The 18,424-nt window shown below is 61.4% G+C and carries 15 protein-coding genes and 1 tRNA gene; 12 read left to right on the top strand and 4 right to left on the bottom strand.

From position 1 onward, the window contains the following. The first annotated feature begins 26 nt into the window (after positions 1 to 26). The 4 genes from PXK07_RS00665 to PXK07_RS00650 all read left to right on the top strand — a co-directional run bounded on the left by PXK07_RS00665 (position 27) and on the right by PXK07_RS00650 (position 5,627). Complete coding sequence (locus PXK07_RS00665) at positions 27 to 566, top strand: cold-shock protein (RefSeq protein WP_274846256.1); 540 nt, start codon at positions 27 to 29, stop codon at positions 564 to 566. Positions 567 to 591: 25 nt separating this feature from the next. After that, complete coding sequence (locus PXK07_RS00660; RefSeq protein WP_274846255.1) at positions 592 to 1,059, top strand: DUF192 domain-containing protein; 468 nt, start codon at positions 592 to 594, stop codon at positions 1,057 to 1,059. Between the two features lie 43 nt (positions 1,060 to 1,102). Further along, positions 1,103 to 1,179, top strand: a tRNA-Pro gene (locus tag PXK07_RS00655). Between the two features lie 773 nt (positions 1,180 to 1,952). Continuing rightward, positions 1,953 to 5,627 carry a vitamin B12-dependent ribonucleotide reductase gene (locus PXK07_RS00650; protein WP_274846254.1) on the top strand — a complete coding sequence of 1,225 codons (3,675 nt, stop codon included), beginning with the start codon at positions 1,953 to 1,955 and terminating at the stop codon, positions 5,625 to 5,627. 168 nt (positions 5,628 to 5,795) lie between these two features. Here PXK07_RS00650 and PXK07_RS00645 read toward each other — a convergent pair whose 3' ends face one another. Together PXK07_RS00645 and PXK07_RS00640 are read right to left on the bottom strand one after the other, a co-directional pair. After that, positions 5,796 to 6,455 (bottom strand): FkbM family methyltransferase, encoded by a 660-nt coding sequence (locus tag PXK07_RS00645; protein WP_274846253.1) that lies wholly within the window; start codon positions 6,453 to 6,455, stop codon positions 5,796 to 5,798. A gap of 115 nt (positions 6,456 to 6,570) precedes the next feature. After that, positions 6,571 to 8,124: a trimethylamine methyltransferase family protein gene (locus PXK07_RS00640; RefSeq protein WP_274846252.1), complete on the bottom strand. Its 1,554-nt coding sequence runs from the start codon at positions 8,122 to 8,124 to the stop codon at positions 6,571 to 6,573. Positions 8,125 to 8,767: 643 nt separating this feature from the next. Between PXK07_RS00640 and PXK07_RS00635 the strand changes: the two genes are divergently transcribed. The 5 genes from PXK07_RS00635 (at position 8,768) to PXK07_RS00615 (ending at position 14,196) form a co-directional block, all read left to right on the top strand. Further along, positions 8,768 to 9,139, top strand: coding sequence for a hypothetical protein (locus tag PXK07_RS00635; RefSeq protein WP_274846251.1), 372 nt, complete (start codon positions 8,768 to 8,770; stop codon positions 9,137 to 9,139). 253 nt (positions 9,140 to 9,392) lie between these two features. Further along, positions 9,393 to 10,772 (top strand): cysteine--tRNA ligase, encoded by a 1,380-nt coding sequence (cysS, locus tag PXK07_RS00630; RefSeq protein WP_274846250.1) that lies wholly within the window; start codon positions 9,393 to 9,395, stop codon positions 10,770 to 10,772. A gap of 55 nt (positions 10,773 to 10,827) precedes the next feature. Then, positions 10,828 to 12,450 carry a citramalate synthase gene (cimA, locus tag PXK07_RS00625; protein ID WP_274846249.1) on the top strand — a complete coding sequence of 541 codons (1,623 nt, stop codon included), beginning with the start codon at positions 10,828 to 10,830 and terminating at the stop codon, positions 12,448 to 12,450. Beyond that, a complete protein-coding gene (locus PXK07_RS00620; protein WP_274846248.1) occupies positions 12,447 to 13,430 on the top strand; it encodes an alpha/beta hydrolase in 984 nt (327 codons plus the stop codon). Before cimA ends, PXK07_RS00620 begins: the two co-directional genes overlap by 4 nt. Next, entirely contained in the window at positions 13,420 to 14,196 is a 777-nt protein-coding gene (locus tag PXK07_RS00615) for a squalene/phytoene synthase family protein (protein ID WP_274846247.1), read from the top strand. Before PXK07_RS00620 ends, PXK07_RS00615 begins: the two co-directional genes overlap by 11 nt. A 74-nt stretch (positions 14,197 to 14,270) precedes the next feature. On the opposite strand, the gene PXK07_RS00610 is transcribed toward PXK07_RS00615, so the two are convergent. Beyond that, the gene (locus tag PXK07_RS00610; RefSeq protein ID WP_274846246.1) at positions 14,271 to 15,488 is read right to left on the bottom strand and encodes an MFS transporter; all 1,218 of its coding nucleotides are present in this window, start codon (positions 15,486 to 15,488) and stop codon (positions 14,271 to 14,273) included. A gap of 106 nt (positions 15,489 to 15,594) precedes the next feature. Here PXK07_RS00610 and PXK07_RS00605 point away from each other — a divergent pair, with 106 nt between their 5' ends. Together PXK07_RS00605 and PXK07_RS00600 are read left to right on the top strand one after the other, a co-directional pair. Beyond that, complete coding sequence (locus tag PXK07_RS00605) at positions 15,595 to 16,251, top strand: DNA-3-methyladenine glycosylase family protein (protein ID WP_274846245.1); 657 nt, start codon at positions 15,595 to 15,597, stop codon at positions 16,249 to 16,251. Beyond that, complete coding sequence (locus PXK07_RS00600) at positions 16,248 to 16,913, top strand: alpha/beta hydrolase (RefSeq protein WP_274846244.1); 666 nt, start codon at positions 16,248 to 16,250, stop codon at positions 16,911 to 16,913. The genes PXK07_RS00605 and PXK07_RS00600 overlap by 4 nt, the downstream gene beginning before the upstream one ends. 18 nt (positions 16,914 to 16,931) lie before the next feature. Here PXK07_RS00600 and PXK07_RS00595 read toward each other — a convergent pair whose 3' ends face one another. After that, the gene (locus tag PXK07_RS00595) at positions 16,932 to 17,621 is read right to left on the bottom strand and encodes an rRNA large subunit pseudouridine synthase E (RefSeq protein WP_274846243.1); all 690 of its coding nucleotides are present in this window, start codon (positions 17,619 to 17,621) and stop codon (positions 16,932 to 16,934) included. A 217-nt stretch (positions 17,622 to 17,838) separates the two neighbouring features. Between PXK07_RS00595 and PXK07_RS00590 the strand changes: the two genes are divergently transcribed. Beyond that, the gene (locus tag PXK07_RS00590) at positions 17,839 to 18,423 is read left to right on the top strand and encodes an HNH endonuclease (RefSeq protein ID WP_274846242.1); all 585 of its coding nucleotides are present in this window, start codon (positions 17,839 to 17,841) and stop codon (positions 18,421 to 18,423) included. Position 18,424: the final 1 nt, after the last annotated feature.

Here is an 18,424-nt window from a genome sequence, read left to right as displayed (position 1 = left end):
CCAATACGACGCGGCGGACGAGACTAGTGGCAGACGATCAAAGCAGCCTACGGCAAATCCAGGGTACGGTGAAATGGTTCGATCCGACAAAGGGCTACGGCTTTGTGGTGTCGGATGACGGCGGTCCGGACATTCTTCTGCACGTGAATGTCCTTCGAAATTTTGGACAGAGCTCCATTGCCGACGGGGCCGGTATTTCGATCCTGACCCATGCGACCGAACGCGGCGTGCAGGCGGTCGAGGTTCTTTCGATCGTGCCCCCAGCACGGGATGATGCGCCGGTGCTGAGCGATTTCATGGAACTCGACAGCGAGGAACTGCGCTCCCGTCCGCTGGAACCTGCACGGGTGAAATGGTTCGACAAGGGCAAGGGGTTTGGTTTTGCAAATCTGTTTGGCCGTGGCGATGACGTCTTCCTGCATGTGGAGGTGCTGCGGCAATCCGGGTTGGCGGATCTGCAACCGGGAGAAGCCCTGGCGCTGCGGGTGATCGAAGGCAAACGCGGCTGCATGGCCGTCGAGGTGCTGGCCTGGGAAGCCGCCATCACCAGCGATCTCGGGCTATAGCGCCATGAGGGGGCGGTCCAACGGCATGCTCCGCTGGGTCGCCGTTTGGCTGCTGTGCACCATGGCAGCCCCTGCATTGGCGGCGCAAGACTGCGTGCGGCACCGGGTGGATCTGCGCGGCGACTGGGGACAGGCGGCCTTTACCGTTGAAATCGCCGATACCGAGCAAAGCCGGGCGCAGGGGCTGATGTTTCGCGACAGCCTGGCGCGCGGTGCCGGCATGCTGTTTGTCTATGAACGTCCCGCCCGCGCCGCCTTCTGGATGAAAAACACCCTCATTCCCCTGGATATCCTGTTTCTGGATGAAACCGGCCGGGTCACCTCGGTGCATGCCAATGCGATACCGCATGATGAGACGCCGATTCCAGGTGGGGATCGGGTCTTTGCGGTGTTGGAAATCAACGCCGGATTGGCGCAGCGCTATGGCATCGGACCGGGCAGCGAGATGCGCCACGAAGTTTTTTCCAACAACACGCCGGTTTGGCCCTGTTAGGGCTTTTCAAACCTGATCCACATCGCTAGGAAAGCGCACGGTCCGGGGCGTGGCGCAGTCTGGTAGCGCACCTGTTTTGGGTACAGGGGGTCGTGAGTTCGAATCTCGCCGCCCCGACCACTTCTTCCTACATGTTTGGTGATGATCCGCTGATCCCAGCTCCGCCTGGGGCAGGGGAGCGGCGTTTGCGTGGTCCGCCCAAAGGTCCACCAAACGGGAATCACTTTGATCTTGGTGCTGGGTGCTTTGCGGATACCAGATCTTGTGTTAACCTTGTGTTAACCATGTGGCGCGAACTGGCGCCAAATGGTTACCCGTTTTGCTTTTATGGGGTCAGGTGTGCTGATGAAACGATGTGCATTTGGGCCACGGGTCGGCCAGGAGTAGGCCGCTTGCGAAAGTGACAGGCCAGGGAGGGCCGGTTACGTGCATGACGGGGTCGCAGTGTAGGTGGTGTAGGATGATCGTATTAGGTGCTTGCGGCAAACCATTAGGGTTTCGCAACAAATTCTAGGCAAGGCCTTCGGGTCTTGGCCGGTCGGCGTGTCAGCAAGTTTGCGCGGGTGAATCACTTCGGGTTTCCGCGGCATTTTTTGAGTCCTCCGGTCAACTGAAAAATTGGTAAGTAATAGGTAAATTTTGCGTTGACCCTGTGGGCGCGAATACGTCAGATTGTGGAAGCTGCTTGTAGCGCCACAAGATCTGGTGGGGATCCTCGGCGCCGCAACAAGACTAAACATTTATAGAGATCCGAAGTTCGGGGCAGGTGTGGGGCCTTCGCGGCATGCTGTGAATGAGCGCATGCAGCGGTTTCTATTGTGTTTGGCTGTGGCAAAGGCGGGCGGATGGCCGCTGACAAAAAGACGGACAGAGCGAACTCAAAGGGGCAGAGCATGAAAATCGAACGCAAGTTTACCAAGGCCGGGCAGGACGCCTATTCAGAGCTGGATTTCATCTCTGCCACGTCTGAGATTCGCAACCCGGATGGCACCATCGTCTTCCGCCTGGAGAACATCGAAGTTCCGGCGGACTGGAGCCAGGTTGCAAGCGACGTGATCGCGCAGAAATACTTCCGCAAAGCCGGTGTGCCGAGCCGCCTGAAGAAGGTGCGCGAAAAGGGGGTGCCGGAATTCCTGTGGCGCTCGGTTGCGGATGGGGATGATGTCGAAGTCGGCGGAGAAACCTCTTCAAAACAAGTGTTTGACCGTCTTGCCGGCGGCTGGACCTACTGGGGCTGGAAGGGCGGCTATTTCTCCTCCGAGGAAGACGCGCGCGCCTATTACGACGAGATGCGCTACATGCTGGCGACCCAGCGCGCCGCGCCGAATTCGCCGCAGTGGTTCAACACCGGCCTGCATTGGGCCTATGGCATCGACGGCCCGGCGCAGGGTCACCACTATGTGGATTACAAGACCGGCAAGCTGACCAAATCCGACAGCGCCTATGAACACCCCCAGCCGCATGCCTGCTTCATCCAGTCGGTCTCTGACGATCTGGTCAATGACGGCGGTATCATGGATCTGTGGGTGCGTGAGGCGCGCCTGTTCAAATACGGCTCCGGCACCGGCACCAACTTCAGCCACCTGCGTGGCGAGGGCGAGCCCCTGTCCGGCGGCGGCAAATCCTCGGGCCTGATGGGTTTCCTCAAGATCGGTGACCGGGCGGCCGGCGCGATCAAATCCGGTGGCACCACCCGGCGCGCCGCCAAGATGGTGATCGTCGATGCGGACCACCCGGATATCGAGGATTTCATCCAGTGGAAGGTGATCGAAGAGCAGAAGGTTGCCTCGATCGTCGCGGGGTCGAAAATGCACGAGCAGATGCTGAACGGCATCTTTGCCGCGATCCGCGAATGGGACGGGCTTGAGGCGGATGCCTATGAACCAGCCAAGAACGACGGGTTGAAGAAGGCCATTCGCGAAGCCAAGAAGGTCGCGATCCCCGAGACCTATATCAAGCGGGTCCTAGATTATGCCAAGCAGGGCCACACCTCGATCGAATTCCCGACCTATGACACCGACTGGGACAGCGATGCCTATTCCTCGGTTTCGGGTCAGAACTCCAATAACTCGATCCGGGTCACCAATGCCTTCCTGCATGCGGTGGAAAAGGACGCCGACTGGGAACTGATCAACCGCACCGATGGCCGCGTTGCCAAGACCGTCAAGGCGCGCGATCTGTGGGAGAAGGTCGGCCACGCCGCCTGGGCCTGCGCCGATCCGGGCATCCAGTTCCACGATACCGTGAACGACTGGCATACCTGCCCCGAAGACGGTGAGATCCGCGGCTCAAACCCCTGTTCGGAATACATGTTCCTGGACGATACCGCCTGCAACCTGGCCTCGCTGAACCTGTTGACCTTCCTCAAGGACGGGCAGTTCCAGGCCGGTGACTACATGCACGCCTGCCGGTTGTGGACGCTGACGCTGGAAGTCAGCGTGATGATGGCGCAGTTTCCGTCCAAGGAGATCGCCCAACGGTCCTATGACTACCGCACCCTGGGGCTGGGCTATGCCAATATCGGCGGATTGCTGATGAACATGGGCTATGGCTATGACAGCGACGAGGGGCGCGCGCTTTGTGGCTCGCTCACCGCGATCATGACCGGCGTTGCCTATGCCACCTCGGCTGAAATCGCATCGGAACTGGGCCCGTTCCCCGGGTTTGACAAGAACCGCGACCACATGCTGCGGGTGATGCGCAACCACCGCACCGCCGCCTATGGCAAGACCACGGGCTATGATGGCCTGTCGGTGCCGCCGGTGCCGCTGGACCTGAAGAACTGCCCGGATGCACGGCTGACCGATCTGGCCGCAGGTGCCTGGGACGAAGCGCTGGAGCTGGGCGAAAAACACGGCTACCGCAACGCCCAGGCCACGGTGATCGCGCCGACCGGCACCATTGGCCTGGTGATGGACTGCGACACCACCGGGATCGAGCCGGACTTTGCTCTGGTGAAGTTCAAGAAACTGGCCGGTGGCGGCTACTTCAAGATCATCAACCGCTCGGTTCCTGCTGCTTTGGAAGGGCTGGGCTATACCTCGGCCCAGATCGAAGAGATCGTCTCTTATGCGGTGGGCCATGGCACCATCGGCAATGCGCCGGGGATCAACCACACCTCGCTGACCGGTCATGGCTTTGGCCCCAATGAGCTGGCCAAGATCGACGCGGCGCTGGAATCGGCCTTTGATGTGCGTTTCGTCTTCAATCAGTGGACGCTGGGCGAAGAATTCTGCACCGGTGTGCTGGGGATCCCGGCGACCAAGCTCAACGATCCGACCTTTGACCTTCTGCGTCACCTTGGCTTTACCAAGGCAGATATTGACGCTGCCAATGACCATGTCTGCGGCACCATGACCCTGGAAGGGGCGCCGCACCTGAAGGAAGAGCATTATCACATCTTCGATTGCGCCAACCCCTGTGGCAAGAAAGGCAAGCGTTATCTGAGCGTTGACAGCCATATCCGCATGATGGCGGCGGCGCAGAGCTTTATTTCGGGGGCGATCTCCAAGACGATCAACATGCCCAATGACGCCACCATCGAGGATTGTCAGAAGGCTTACGAGCTGTCCTGGTCGCTCGGCGTCAAGGCGAATGCGCTCTATCGTGACGGCTCCAAGCTGAGCCAGCCGCTGGCGGCGGCCTTGGTCGAGGATGACGACGAGGCGGCAGAGATCCTGGAAAGCGGTAGCCAGCAGGAGAAGGCCGTCACCCTGGCCGAGAAGATCGTCGAGAAGGTGGTGATCAAGGAGGTGGTGAAGTCCCACCGCACCAAGATGCCCCACCGCCGCAAGGGCTATACCCAGAAGGCCGTCGTGGGGGGCCACAAGGTCTACCTGCGGACCGGTGAATATGAGGATGGCAACCTCGGTGAGATCTTCATCGATATGCATAAAGAGGGCGCCGGCTTCCGCGCGATGATGAACAACTTCGCCATCGCGGTATCGGTCGGCCTGCAATACGGTGTGCCGCTGGAAGAGTTCGTCGATGCCTTCACTTTCACCAAGTTCGAACCGGCCGGCATGGTGCAGGGCAATGACAGCATCAAGAATGCGACCTCGATCCTGGATTATGTCTTCCGCGAACTGGCGGTGAGCTACCTGGACCGTACCGACCTGGCCCATGTGAAGCCCGAAGGCCCGGCCTTTGACGACATCGGCCGTGGCGAGGAAGAAGGCGTCTCCAACCTGACCGAGCTGAGCGAAAGCGCCGCGACCCGGTCGCTGGAGGTTCTGAAACAGATCTCCTCCACCGGCTATCTGCGCAAGCGTCTGCCGCAGGAATTGGTGGTGCTGAACGGCGGTCAGACCGCGCTGGACGGGATCACACCGCTGGGTGGCGCTGCCGACCCGGTCACCGCGCTGCAAACGCTGGTGCCAGAGGTGACAGAAACCGCTTCGGTGACCGAAACCACCTCGGTCACGGTCAGCGGCATGGATGCGCGCACCAAGGCCAAGATGCAGGGCTACGAGGGCGAAGCCTGCGGCGAATGCGGCAACTACACCCTGGTGCGCAATGGCACCTGCATGAAATGCAACACCTGCGGCGCCACTTCGGGCTGCAGCTGATCCGGCATCCGGGGCGAGTGCGCTTGCCCTGAACGCCAAGAAGGCCCAGGCAATAAACTCGGGCGGTAGACGTAACGAGCCTGATTGGCGAAACTCGCCCCTTCCGGAATCGGGAGGGGCTTTTTCAATTTCGCGGGCTGTTCAGGAGGATTGCGAGCGGGGCTGAGCCTAGCGTTTTGCGTGCCACTCTTCCCAGACGAAGGCATAGCTCCATGCCGCCTTGTGGGTCTCGCCAAGCTGCGCGATAATCCTGTCGCGGGCGTCGATCAGCGATGGTTCAAACAGGTGGAACTGAACCTGGAGGCGGTCGATACGCCCGATCAGATCGGCATCAATCAGCGCCGGAAGCAAATCATACTCCCCGCCTTCGATGTTGATCTTGGCGAGGGCGATGCGTTGATCGGAAAGGTGGTCGTCAAAGAACTGTTGAACGGGAACAATTCTGGCGCTGAAGCTGCGCTGGTGATCGGCAACGGAGGAAGACGCGTCTCCCTCGTCCGACAGGTTCAGCGTCCCCTCTGCCGCGCCTAGCGCATAGTCCTGGACATGCACACGATCATCAGCGGCAAACTTCTGGCGCAGGTTTTCGGCAAAGGTCGGATGGGGCTCGAAGATATAGACCGTGCAATCGGGTTGCGAGGCCAGAACCGTATCGGTCCATTCCCCTTTGAAGCCACCGATATCCAGGACAACGGAACCGGCTGGCAGGTCGGGGTAGGTGGCAAGAAACCTGACGGCCTTGTCCTTGCGGAATTGTTTGAGCGCATCATAGAACACCCCCTTCCAGGGGTTGCGACGACGATCCAGCCACTTCTTCAAGGATGCCACGGTCTGCCTCCGATACCTGCTTCCCCTCCCGTGTATGCCGGGAGGGGGCGTTGCACAAGAATGATGCCGGGAAATGCCGGATTTCGCTGCATTCGGGCAGGGATATCCCTGGTGTTCAGGTGGTGGGGAGGTGGATCTTGAACCTGTTGCGCAGCGCGCGATCCAGATCGGGGGCAAATCGCGCGGGGCTTTGCCGCGACAGGAGCTCTTCCTTGCGTCTGCGCGCCTTGTCGATCAGCTCCGGCTTGTCGTTCTCGGCCCATTCTTTCGGGGAGGTTCGATCGCCAAGGCTGGGATAGACATGGTCGCGCTGCATGCGTGAAAGGGTCTGATCGGTGCCAAGGTAGTGACCGCTGCCGCCCAGACAGACCTCGGCGATCTGATCCAGGGCAAGGGTTTCGTCAGTCACTTCGATCCCGCGCACGCAGCGCAGCGCCTGACCGATAAGATCGTCGCCCAGGATCAGCGATTCATGGCAAAACCCCAGCAGGGAGGCATGCATGCCTGCTGCTTCGTAGATCATGTTGACGCCCGAAAGACCGGCCATGACATTGGAGCACATCTGCTCCCATCCGGCTTGCATATCCGGCAGCTTGCTATCGGCGATGCCCCCCGCCGCGCCGCCGGGAAGGCCGTAAAACCGGTGCATCTGCCCGCAGCCGGCACTCAACAGCGCCTGTTCTCCGGAACCGCCGGTCATGGCGCCGGTGCGCAGGTCCAACCCAAAGGGCCAAGTGCCAAAAATCGCAGGATAACCAGGGCTTATGGCGTTTACGTAAACCAATCCGGCCAGGCATTCCGCCACTGCCTGAACGATCGCCCCGGCCACGGTCGAGGGGGCCGTGGCGCCGGCCATACCGGCTGACAGCAACAGCACCGGCATGCCGTGGCGAATGCATTCCTCCATCACCAGGCAGCTTTCCGTGGCGAACTTCATCGGCGGCACCACGAAACAATTGCTGTTGGAGACAAAGGGCCGTTCGCGCCATTTGTCTTCGCCGCCTGCAATCATGTGCAGCATCTCCATGGCGGGGGCGACGTGGCTGGGATCGGTGAAGGAGGTGCCCACATGTTTGAACGTGCCGGAACAGCAGGCATAGATGGTGTTCAGGTCCATCTCCTGATTGTCGGCGATGTCGCGGCAGACCATGGGGCGTTGGACAAAATGGATATTGTCCAGCGCATCGCAGATCCGGGCGGCGTCATGCAGATCCTGAACCGTGGAGTCGCGATAGAACCGCCCCTCCACATCGACCATATGGACCGCGGCACCTGCGGTGCCGTAATGGACACGGGTGCCGGACAGGTCGAGGTCGGTTCCCCCGTTGCGGCTGCACAGGGTGACCGAACGGTTGGCGATGGCCAGGGTGTCTTCCACCAAGGTGCGGGGGAACCGCAGGCGCCCGTCGCTGCCAAGCGTGCAGCCCGCTGCGGTCAGGTAGTCGATCCCGCTTTGCGGCGCGTCGGCAAGACCGATCCTTTCCAATGCGTCCAAGGCGGCATGGTGGATCCTTTCGACCTCGGCCTGCGTCATCGGGGAATAGGTGCCGCCGGTCAGGCCGGGGTGGATGGGCCGCAGATCCTGGGCAAGCGGTGCGCGTCGGGCCGCGCGTCGGGCGGCGCGTCCACCGCTGCGGGTTGTGGTGCGGGTAGGTGAGAGTTCTGTCATGTGGAGCCTGTAAATGCGAGTGAGGGGGCAGATTTGAACGACGGCGGTTCAACGCCGTTCCGGCCGACCTCGCGCAGCACGTCCCCGGCTGGCGCCGATGGTGCGCCAGACGAGGTTGATACGGCTGCGTTCTGCCTGCATCACATGCTCCTTTCTGTGAGCTTCAGTGTTGCAGGCCATTCGGGAAAAACTATCGCGTTTGCGACGGCTGTGAAAAAAGCGTCATCTTTTTCAGCCTCCGGGCGCGCGACACCCTTCCGTTTGGGGTTGGAGGTCGGATCCGGTCGACTGAGTTTTCGAAAATTGAACACATATTACCGGCCTGATCCCGTGTCTTGAGTGCTAGGATAGGTTGCATCCCGGACATGGTGTGGAACAATCTCTTAACCATTATTGGCTATAGAAATTGGGGGGCGCAAAATCGCGCTGGCCCGGGCACAGGATCGGGGTCGATAGGATGTCTGCCGTGTTATCAGGTGGTTTCAAATCTCTTAATCTGAGCGCCTGCGCGGTGGGTGTCAGCCTTGGACTTGCGATTGCGGTGCCTGCGGGGTCCGCGGATTGGTCCAGATCCTTTGTTCACGCGCCTGCAGCGCGGGATCACTCCGAATTGGTGAGGTCTTTTGCACCTCTGAACGAACCGATGTCGACACGGGGCGCCACGGGGTTTCAGGCCGGGTTTGATCGGGATTACGGCGATCTGGTTCTTGGCGGATCCTTCCAACAGGGGCGTGTGCCGGACAGTTTCGGCCCCGGCTTGCAGGACGACAGCCAGATGCTGCAGCTGCGGGCGGGGATCGATCTTGGCCGTACGCTTGGCTATGTGACCTTTGGCGAGCGACAGCAGGGATCCGACCAGGAGCGCAATCAGGTCATCGGGCTGGGCGTGCGGGTGTCGGTCAATCGCATCCTGCAGATGAGCGGTGAAATCTTGCATCATGCGCCTGCCTCTTCGCCGAATGGAGCGGCCTTGGGCGATGAAACCCTGTCTTTCCGCGCCGCCTTTCGCTTCTGACCGTCCGGCCTGCCTCATCGGGTGCACGATAGGGGCATGTCACTTGATTTTCCTTGGCGTGGTGTAACTGACGTGCTAACCGGACTGCATGACCACGTCTGAAACCCTCATTATCTGCTGCTGCATTACCTGCTGAAATCCACAGCGGGCTGGTTTCGTCGTTCCCTTCCAAGTGACAAATTGCTAAGCCCGCGCTGCGCGCCCTGCGCATTGGCTTGATGCCTGCATGCCCGTGCCCGTCCTAGGAGCTGTCATGACGACCGACACCGTAATCAAACTGCACAACACCAAGACCCGCAAGAAAGAGGTCTTTACCCCGATCGATCCGGAAAACGTGCGGATGTATGTCTGTGGTCCGACCGTCTATGACCGGGCGCATCTGGGCAATGCCCGCCCCGTTGTGGTGTTTGACGTGCTCTACCGGCTGTTGCGCCACGTCTATGGCGCCGATCACGTGACCTACGCGCGCAATTTCACCGACGTGGACGACAAGATCAACGCCCGCGCCGCCGAAAGCGGCCGCCCCATCGGAGAGATCACCGCCGAGACAACCCAATGGTTCCTTGATGACATGGGCGCGCTTGGCGCGCTGGAGCCGAACCACATGCCGCGCGCAACCGAGTATATCCCGCAGATGATCACGATGATCGAGGATCTGATCGCCAAGGGCCACGCCTATGCAGCCGAGGGGCATGTGCTGTTCGCAGTCGACAGCTGGCGCGAGGGCTACGGCAAACTCTCGGGCCGGTCGGTGGATGACATGATCGCGGGCGCACGGGTCGAGGTTGCGCCCTACAAGAAGAACCCGATGGATTTCGTGCTGTGGAAGCCGTCAAGCGAGGATCTGCCCGGCTGGGAGAGCCCCTGGGGGCGCGGTCGGCCCGGCTGGCATATCGAATGCTCGGCTATGTCCTATGAGCTATTGGGCGACACCTTCGACATTCACGGCGGCGGCAACGACCTGATGTTCCCGCACCATGAGAACGAGATCGCCCAAAGCTGCTGCGCCCATCCCGAAGGGGAATTCGCGCACTACTGGCTGCACAACGAGATGCTACAGGTCGAGGGCAAGAAGATGTCGAAATCGCTCGGCAATTTCTTCACCGTGCATGATCTGTTGGAGCAGGGCATTCCCGGCGAGGTGATCCGCTTCGTTTTCCTGTCGACACATTATCGCAAGCCGATGGACTGGACCGAGAAGAAGGCGAAGGAAGCAGAGAAGACGCTGCGCAAGTGGTACGCGCAAGCGGCAGAGGCTCTTCCAGGCGGGCAGCCGGAACCGCATGTCGTTGATCTCGTAGCGGATGATATCAACACGCATGGCGTTTTGGCAGAGTGCCACCAATTCTCACAGGCCGGAGACTTGGTTGCGCTAAGGTCCAGCATGGAACTGCTTGGATTGCTGGGCGAGGATATTCCGGATTGGGTGAAGGCGCCAGACGTGGAGCTTTCCTCCCACGAGGCGCGGCTGTTCAAGGCGCGTCAGGCGGCCATGGAAAGCAAGGACTTTTCCGAAGTGGATCGTTTGAAGACGGCCTATACGGAGGCCGGGCTTGAGGTCCGCATGAGCAAGACCGGTGTTGAACTGGTGCCGGGGGCAGGGTTTGATCCGGCCAAGCTGGACAACCTTTGACCCACAGACGCCCACCCCGGGCCGGGCGCTGCCCGGCAAACAGAATGAGGCAGGAATGACCAAGGAACGTCTTTACCTTTATGACACCACCCTGCGGGACGGGCAGCAGACCCAGGGCGTGCAGTTCTCCACCGCCGAGAAACAGCAGATCGCCAAGGCGCTGGATGATCTCGGCATCGACTATATCGAGGGCGGCTGGCCCGGTGCCAATCCCACCGACAGCGCCTTTTTCGAGGTGGCGCCCAAGACCCGCGCGCGGCTTGCCGCCTTTGGCATGACCAAACGGGCAGGGCGCTCGGCCGCAAATGACGATGTGCTGGCGGCGGTGATGAATGCAGGCACCGATACGGTCTGCCTGGTGGGCAAGGCGCATGATTACCATGTGACGGCGGCCCTCGGCATCAGTCTTGAGGAAAACCTGGACAACATCGGCGCCTCCATCGCGCATATCGTCGCCGAGGGGCGTGAGGCGCTTTATGATGCCGAGCATTTCTTCGATGGCTACAAGGACAACCCGGACTATGCCTTGGCGGCCTGTCGCGCGGCGCTGGAGGCTGGCGCGCGCTGGGTGGTGCTCTGCGACACCAATGGCGGCTGCATGCCGGCCGAAGTGCATCGCATCGTCACCGAGGTGATCGCTGCAGGGCTTCCCGGTGATCGTCTGGGGATCCATACTCATAACGACACCGAAAACGCCGTGGCCTGTTCGCTGGCGGCGGTGGATGCGGGCGTGCGGCAGGTTCAGGGGACGCTCAACGGGCTGGGGGAGCGTTGCGGAAATGCAAACCTGACCACGCTGATCCCGTCCTTGCTGCTGAAAGAACCCTATGCGAGCAGCTTTGAGACGGGCGTTTCGCGAAAGGCGCTGAAAGGTCTTACACGGCTGAGCCGGATGCTGGATGACATCCTGAACCGGGTGCCGATGAAACAGGCGCCTTACGTGGGGGCCTCTGCCTTTGCTCATAAGGCGGGGCTGCATGCCAGCGCGATCCTGAAGGATCCCTCCACCTATGAGCATATCCAGCCCGAACTGGTGGGTAATGCGCGCATCATTCCGATGTCGAACCAGGCGGGCCAGTCCAACCTGCGCAAGCGGCTGACCGATGCGGGGCTGAGTGTCGCAAAGGGAGATCCCGCGCTGGCGCGAATCCTGGAGCGGATCAAGGCGCGCGAGGATGAGGGATATTCCTACGACACTGCCCAGGCCTCGTTCGAGCTGTTGGCGCGCGAGGAATTGGGCCAGCTCCCGAGCTTCTTCGAGGTGAAACGCTACAAGGTCACGGTCGAGCGGCGCAAGAACAAGTATAACAAGATGATAAGCCTCTCGGAGGCGGTCGTGGTCGTGAAGGTGGACGGCGAAAAGCGCCTGTCGGTCAGCGAATCCATGGATGAAACCGGCAGTGATCGCGGCCCGGTGAACGCGCTGGCCAAGGCGCTGGCCAAGGATCTGGGGCGCTATTCCGAGGTGATCGACGATATGCGCCTGGTGGATTTCAAGGTGCGCATCACCCAAGGCGGCACCGAGGCGGTGACGCGCGTAGTGATCGACAGTGCCGACAACCAGGGCCGCCGCTGGTCCACGGTCGGCGTCAGCCCCAACATAATCGACGCCTCATTCGAGGCGCTGCTGGACGCAATCCGCTGGAAACTGATCCGCGATTGCGCGAGCGAGGCATGACTTCTGCGCTGGTCAGGATGGCCATCATCGGGGCCGGCGTGATGACGGCGCTGCCCTTTGTGCTGATCCTGTCCGACCGGCCCGCAGGGGGGCGGCCCGCCGATCCGCAGGCGGGGCTGGATTTCTCGGGCCTGTCTGCGGGCCAGTCTTCGGGGTCACAGATGCCCGATCCCACATCAGTTGCCATGCGGGATGGCTATGATCTTCAGGTCCGCAGCTATCGCAACGGGCCGGGGCCGCTGGTGGTACTGGTGCATGGGTCCGGCTGGAACGGCTTGCAATACGCCAGCCTTGCCCCGCAGATCGCGGGGCATGTGCTGGTACCCGATTTGCGCGGACACGGGGGCGCTCCTGGGCGGCGCGGTGATGTCGCATATATCGGCCAGCTGGAGGACGATCTGGCGGATCTGATTGCGGCCAGGGTTGAACCCGGCCAGAAGGTTGTCCTGCTTGGGCATTCCTCGGGCGGCGGGTTGGTGGTGCGCTTTGCCGGGGGAGATCACGGCGCGATGATCGATCGCGCGGTCCTGCTAGCCCCGTTTCTGAAGCACAATGCGCCGACAACGCGCAAGAATTCAGGTGGTTGGGCGAGGCCGTTAACGCGAAGGATTGTCGGCCTGTCGATGCTGAATGCCGTCGGGATCACCCGGTTCAACCATCTGTCCGCGATCGAGTTCAACATGCCGCAAGAGGTCCTGGACGGTCCGTTTGGGCATCTGGCGACGACCAGCTACTCCTTCAGGCTCAACACCTCATACGCGCCGCGTGGCGACTACTTGCAGGACATCAAGTCCTCGCCGGACTTCCTTGTGATCGCAGGGGAAAAGGACGAAGCCTTTGTGGCGGAGGGATACGAAGCCCTGATGACACCGGTCAACCCACGGGGCCGCTATGTCACCGTGCCGAATGTCGGGCATCTCGGTATCGTCGATGCGCCCGAAACCGCAGCATCCGTGAAGGAGTTCCTGGGTGGAATTTGACGACGATCTGAAGGGATGCGCGGATCTGCTGTACCAGGGAGACCCGGATCGCTTCATGGCCACAATGGCCGCTCCGCTGGCGGCGCGTCCGCTGCTTTTTGCACTCTATGCCTTCAACCTGGAACTGTCGCGGGCGCCCTGGGCCAGCCAGGAAAGCATGATTGCGGAGATGCGCGTGCAATGGTGGCGCGATGTGGGAGCAGAGCTTGCAAGCGGAGGGGCGGTCCGCCGTCACTATGTGGCGACACCGCTGGCGCGCCTGCTACGGCCTGACTTGGCGCAGCACATCGATGCCATGGCAGAGGCGCGGCGCTGGGATATCTACCGTGACCCTTTCGAGGATGAAGCGGCTTTCGAGCGCTATATCGATGCGACCTCGGGCAGCCTGATGTGGATGGCGGCGGCGTCGCTGGGCGAAGCCGAGGAAGCCACGGTTCGTGCCTTCGGGCGCGGGGTCGGGATTGCCAATTGGCTGCGCGCCATCCCCGAGCTGGAGAAACAGAAACGCGTCCCACTGCTGGATGGTACCAGTGAAGGGGTGCGGCGCCTGGCCGAACAGGGGTATCAGCACATCCTGGATGCAACCCGGACGCGGGCCTCTGTGTCGAAGGAGGCAGGTGTCGCCCTCCTGGCGGGATGGCAGGCGCGGGAGATCCTGAAGCAGGCAATCAGGGAACCGGAACGGGTGGCGGCGGGTCGGCTTGGAACCAGTGAATTCCGCCGCCGCGTTGGGCTGATGGGGCGAACCGCATTGGGGCGTTGGTAGCCCCTTTTAGGACGTGCAAAAAGCCGCCCTCGAGAGGCGGCTTTTCTATTTTTGCCAAATGCTTGCGCGGCGATTTAGATCTGCTTGGGGCGCAGGATCAGCCACAGAAGCGCACCACCGGCCAGAACCAGGAAGGGGGCCATGGCCATGTTGACGGCACTCCAGCCGTCCACCGGATTGCCGCCCGAGCAGTTCATCAACCCACCCGATGCAAGAGAGGCCATGGTGACACCGCCAAAGACCAAGAGATCGTTGAGCCCCTGCATCCGGCCGCGCTCATGCGGCTCATGGGCGCCGGCCAGCATGGTGGTGGCGCCGATAAAGCCGAAGTTCCAGCCAATCCCCAGGAGAACCAGCGCGACAAAGAAGTTTTCGAGATCGACGCCGTTCAGGGCAACGGCTCCGGCACCGGCAAGGATGAACAGGCCCGCCGCGACGATTTTATGCACGCCGAACCGCGCGATCAGATGGCCGGTAAAGAAGGAGGGCACATACATGGCCAGCACGTGGGCTGTCACCACATCCGCGGCGTTGCCCTCGGTAAAGCCGCAGCCCACGACCGCAAGCGGGGTCGAGGTCATCACCAGGTTCATCAGAGCGTAAGAGACCATGGCGCAGATCACGGAGACAGCGATCACCGGCGTTTTGAGCAGTTCAATGCGGCTGCGTCCCTTGGGGGCGTCCTGGCTTGGCACGGGCGGTTTCGGGATGTTGAGAAACAGGAACAGCCCGGCGCCAAGGATATTGACCGCGATCACCGCCATATAGGTGCCCATGAAAGGCACCACAAAGGCCTGGCTGGTGGCCTTGACCAGCTGCGGGCCGATAATGGCAGACAACAGCCCGCCCGCCATCACGTAGGAAATCGCCTTGGGGCGGAATTCTTCTGATGCCGTGTCGGCGGCGGCAAAGCGGTAAAAGCCATGCGCGCTCATGTAGACGCCGGTCAACAGGCTGCCCAGAAGGAAGATCGGGAAGGACCCCAGATAGAGCCCATAGGCCCCGACCACACCGCCCAGCGCGCCAAACATCGCCCCGGTAAAGAACCCGGCGCGACGGCCCCAACGCTGCATGATGGCAGAAATCGGCGTCGCCGCCATCATCGAGCCGGCAACGATCAGGGAGATCGGCAGCGTCGCAAAACAGGGGTTGGAGGCGAGAGACTGTCCCGCCAGCCCGCCAATGGTGAAGATCATCGGCATCTGTGCGCCGAGGAAGGCCTGCGCCATCACCAGGATGGCAACGTTCTTCTTGGCGACTCTGTCGTCGGGGGTGGTCATGCTATGCGTCATGTGGGATGCGTAACCTTGAATGTGTGCCGGAACAAGCCGCCTTGCGCTGCTGATGCACAACGCACAGGTCTATGTGCATTAGATAACAGGTGAAGGAACAGGCGACGTGTCGTCACAAGGGGATCTAAACTCCGGCATTGGCCGCATCATCCACAGCGATGCCTGCGTCGCTGAGGGGGCCGCTTGGCTGTCGGATCACGATCCGCGCTTTGCCCAGGCGCTTGAGCAGACCGGACCACTGCCGCTCAGGCGCAAGCCGGATGGCTTTGCCGAACTTCTGAGCGCCATTGTCAGCCAGCAGGTGAGCGTGGCGTCGGCGCGGGCCATATGGGCGCGGATGGAAGATGCGCAATTGACCGCGCCCGAGATGATCATGCGCGTCTCTGATGATGAATTGCGCGCAGCGGGTCTGAGCCGACAAAAGATCCGCTATGCTCGCGCACTCTCCGAGGCGGATATAGATTTCAATGATTTGCGGGGGAAACCTGATGCAGAGGTCGTCAGCATTCTGACCCAGGTCTCCGGTATCGGCGTCTGGACGGCCGAGATCTACGCGATGTTCTCGCTGGGGCGAGCGGACGTCTTTGCGCCCGGCGATCTGGCCCTGCAAGAGGGTGCGCGGATCCTATTCGACCTGCCCGAGCGCCCCAAGGAACGTGCCCTACGCCAGATGGCGCAAGGCTGGTCACCCTGGCGCTCGGTTGCGGCGCGGCTGCTCTGGGCCTATTACCATGTGGCAAAGGACAGGGAAGGGATCCGATGACACGTGTTTTGACTGCAGGCCGCAAAGAGCCGCTTTCCGGCTCAACCCGCTCGGTTGTGGTGTTTCTGCATGGCTATGGCGCCAATGGTGCCGATCTTCTGGGGTTGGCAGACCCCTTGGGTGAACATCTGCCCGACACATTGTTCGTGGCGCCCGATGCGCCCGAGAACTGCGCCGGGGCGCCCTTTGGCTATCAGTGGTTCCCGATCCCCTGGATCGATGGCTCTTCTGAGGAGGAAAGCATGCGCGGCATGCAGGCGGCGGTGGAAGATCTCAATGCCTTCCTTGACGCGCTGATGGTGGATGAGGATGTGCTGCCCGAACAGGTGGTGCTGTTTGGGTTCTCGCAAGGCACCATGATGAGCCTGCATGTGGCGCCGCGCCGCGAAGACCCGATTGCCGGGATCGTCGCCTTTTCGGGCCGTCTCTTGGGGCCGGATACTTTCAAGGACGAGGTCGTCAGCCGCATGCCGGTGCTTCTGGTGCATGGCGATGCCGATGACGTGGTGCCGGTGCAATCTCTGCCCGAGGCCGCCGAGGCGCTGCAGGAGGCCGGTTTCCAGGATGTCTTTGCCCATATTCAAAAGGGCACCGGCCATGGCATTGCTCCGGATGGGTTGAGCGTGGCGCTGGCCTTCATGCGGGACAAGCTGAGCCTCTGATCGGCTATTGTGCGGAGTTCAGGACGGGCGGCGGGGCTTTCGGCTCTTGCCGCCCTTTCTGTTTTGTCCTGCCTCAATTGCCTTTGCCTCGGCCCGCCTGGCCTGTGCCTTGCGGTTTGGCACATGCGCGGGTTTTGGCCGTCCGGGCACCTTGGGTGGGTCAAGATCCGCCCATGCGCCCTGTGCCAGCCCATCCAGGCTCCAGGCGCCGATGGCAGAGCGGATCAGTCGCAGGGTGGGGTGGCCGACCGCGGCGGTCATCCGGCGCACCTGGCGGTTGCGCCCTTCGGTGATCGTCAGTTCCAGCCAGCTGTCGGGCACTGATTTGCGCACCCGGATCGGCGGTGTGCGCGCCCAAAGGCCGGACGGCTCTGAAATCAGGCGCGCCTTGGCGGGCCGTGTCATACCGTCTTTCAGCTCGATCCCCTTGCGCAGGGCCTCCAGCGCGGCGTCATCCGGGGTGCCTTCCACCTGAACCCAATAGGTTTTTGCCATCTTGTTGCGCGGATCGCTGATCCAGGCCTGCAGGCGGCCGTTGTCCGTCAACAGCATCAATCCCTCGCTGTCGCGGTCCAGCCGACCGGCAGGATAGACGCCGGGGCAGTCGATGAAATCGCTGAGCGTCTTGCGCGGGGCGCCTTCGGTGCTGCGGTCGGTGAATTGCGGCAGCACGTCATAGGGTTTGTTGAAACGAATGAGCCGGGTCATGTGGCCCGCAATAGGCCCGGCTTGCGCGGGGTGCAAGGATCTTGGGCAGATCCGTTACCGCAGTGTCATGGAATCGCTTTATCCACAGCCCCGAGATGTTGTGGCGCGCAAAGGGCTTGCCAGCTTTCCAACGCGATATATAGTCATTCATAGACTGGGGCGGGTTCCCCGCTCTGGTGCCAGGAAACCGGCAGACAGGGCGAGGAAGACGTTTAGAATGGACGGCGATTTCAGAAACGAGTTTGTACGCGATCCGGGTGCCTTGAAGCATCATCCGGCACTGGTGCTCAATGCGGATTACCGGCCCTTGTCCTACTATCCCCTATCGCTTTGGCCCTGGCAGGACGCGGTCAAGGCAGCCTGGCTGGATCGGGTGGCGATCGTGGCGGAGTATGACACCGTCGTGCACAGCCCCAGCACCGAAATCCGAATACCTTCGGTCGTTGTCCTGAAAGACTATGTGAAACCTCAAAAGCGCGTGGCCTTCACGCGCTTTAATTTGTTTCTGAGGGACGAATTCTGCTGCCAATACTGTGGCGCACGGGGGGATCTGACCTTTGACCACGTGGTTCCGCGCGCCGCCGGGGGCGTGACCAGCTGGGAAAATGTTGTGGCGGCCTGTTCCAAGTGCAATCTGCGCAAAGGCTCCAAGTCCTTGCACCGGGCGGGCATGCATCTGCGCAAAGCTCCGAAACGCCCCGGCGCCGAGGAGCTGCGCAATATCGGTCGCAAGTTTCCACCCAACCATCTGCATGACAGTTGGATGGATTTCCTTTACTGGGGCAGCGAGCTGGAGGCCTGAT

Source organism: Phaeobacter sp. QD34_24 (genome assembly GCF_028890115.1).
Classification (GTDB): domain Bacteria; phylum Pseudomonadota; class Alphaproteobacteria; order Rhodobacterales; family Rhodobacteraceae; genus Phycobacter.
The sequence above is the reverse complement of the archived record's forward strand: the minus strand, read 5'-3'. Positions and strand labels throughout refer to the sequence as shown.

Bases quoted from the DNA above. Each gene is read 5' to 3' on its own strand.
- PXK07_RS00595 (WP_274846243.1), bottom strand. From the start codon at position 17,621: ATGACCCGGCTCATTCGTTTCAACAAACCCTATGACGTGCTGCCGCAA.
- PXK07_RS00600 (WP_274846244.1), top strand. From the start codon at position 16,248: ATGACACGTGTTTTGACTGCAGGCCGCAAAGAGCCGCTTTCCGGCTCA.
- PXK07_RS00650 (WP_274846254.1), top strand. From the start codon at position 1,953: ATGAAAATCGAACGCAAGTTTACCAAGGCCGGGCAGGACGCCTATTCA.
- PXK07_RS00590 (WP_274846242.1), top strand. From the start codon at position 17,839: ATGGACGGCGATTTCAGAAACGAGTTTGTACGCGATCCGGGTGCCTTG.
- PXK07_RS00610 (WP_274846246.1), bottom strand. From the start codon at position 15,488: ATGACGCATAGCATGACCACCCCCGACGACAGAGTCGCCAAGAAGAAC.
- PXK07_RS00620 (WP_274846248.1), top strand. From the start codon at position 12,447: ATGACTTCTGCGCTGGTCAGGATGGCCATCATCGGGGCCGGCGTGATG.
- cimA (WP_274846249.1), top strand. From the start codon at position 10,828: ATGACCAAGGAACGTCTTTACCTTTATGACACCACCCTGCGGGACGGG.
- cysS (WP_274846250.1), top strand. From the start codon at position 9,393: ATGACGACCGACACCGTAATCAAACTGCACAACACCAAGACCCGCAAG.
- PXK07_RS00640 (WP_274846252.1), bottom strand. From the start codon at position 8,124: ATGACAGAACTCTCACCTACCCGCACCACAACCCGCAGCGGTGGACGC.
- PXK07_RS00660 (WP_274846255.1), top strand. From the start codon at position 592: ATGCTCCGCTGGGTCGCCGTTTGGCTGCTGTGCACCATGGCAGCCCCT.
- PXK07_RS00635 (WP_274846251.1), top strand. From the start codon at position 8,768: ATGTCGACACGGGGCGCCACGGGGTTTCAGGCCGGGTTTGATCGGGAT.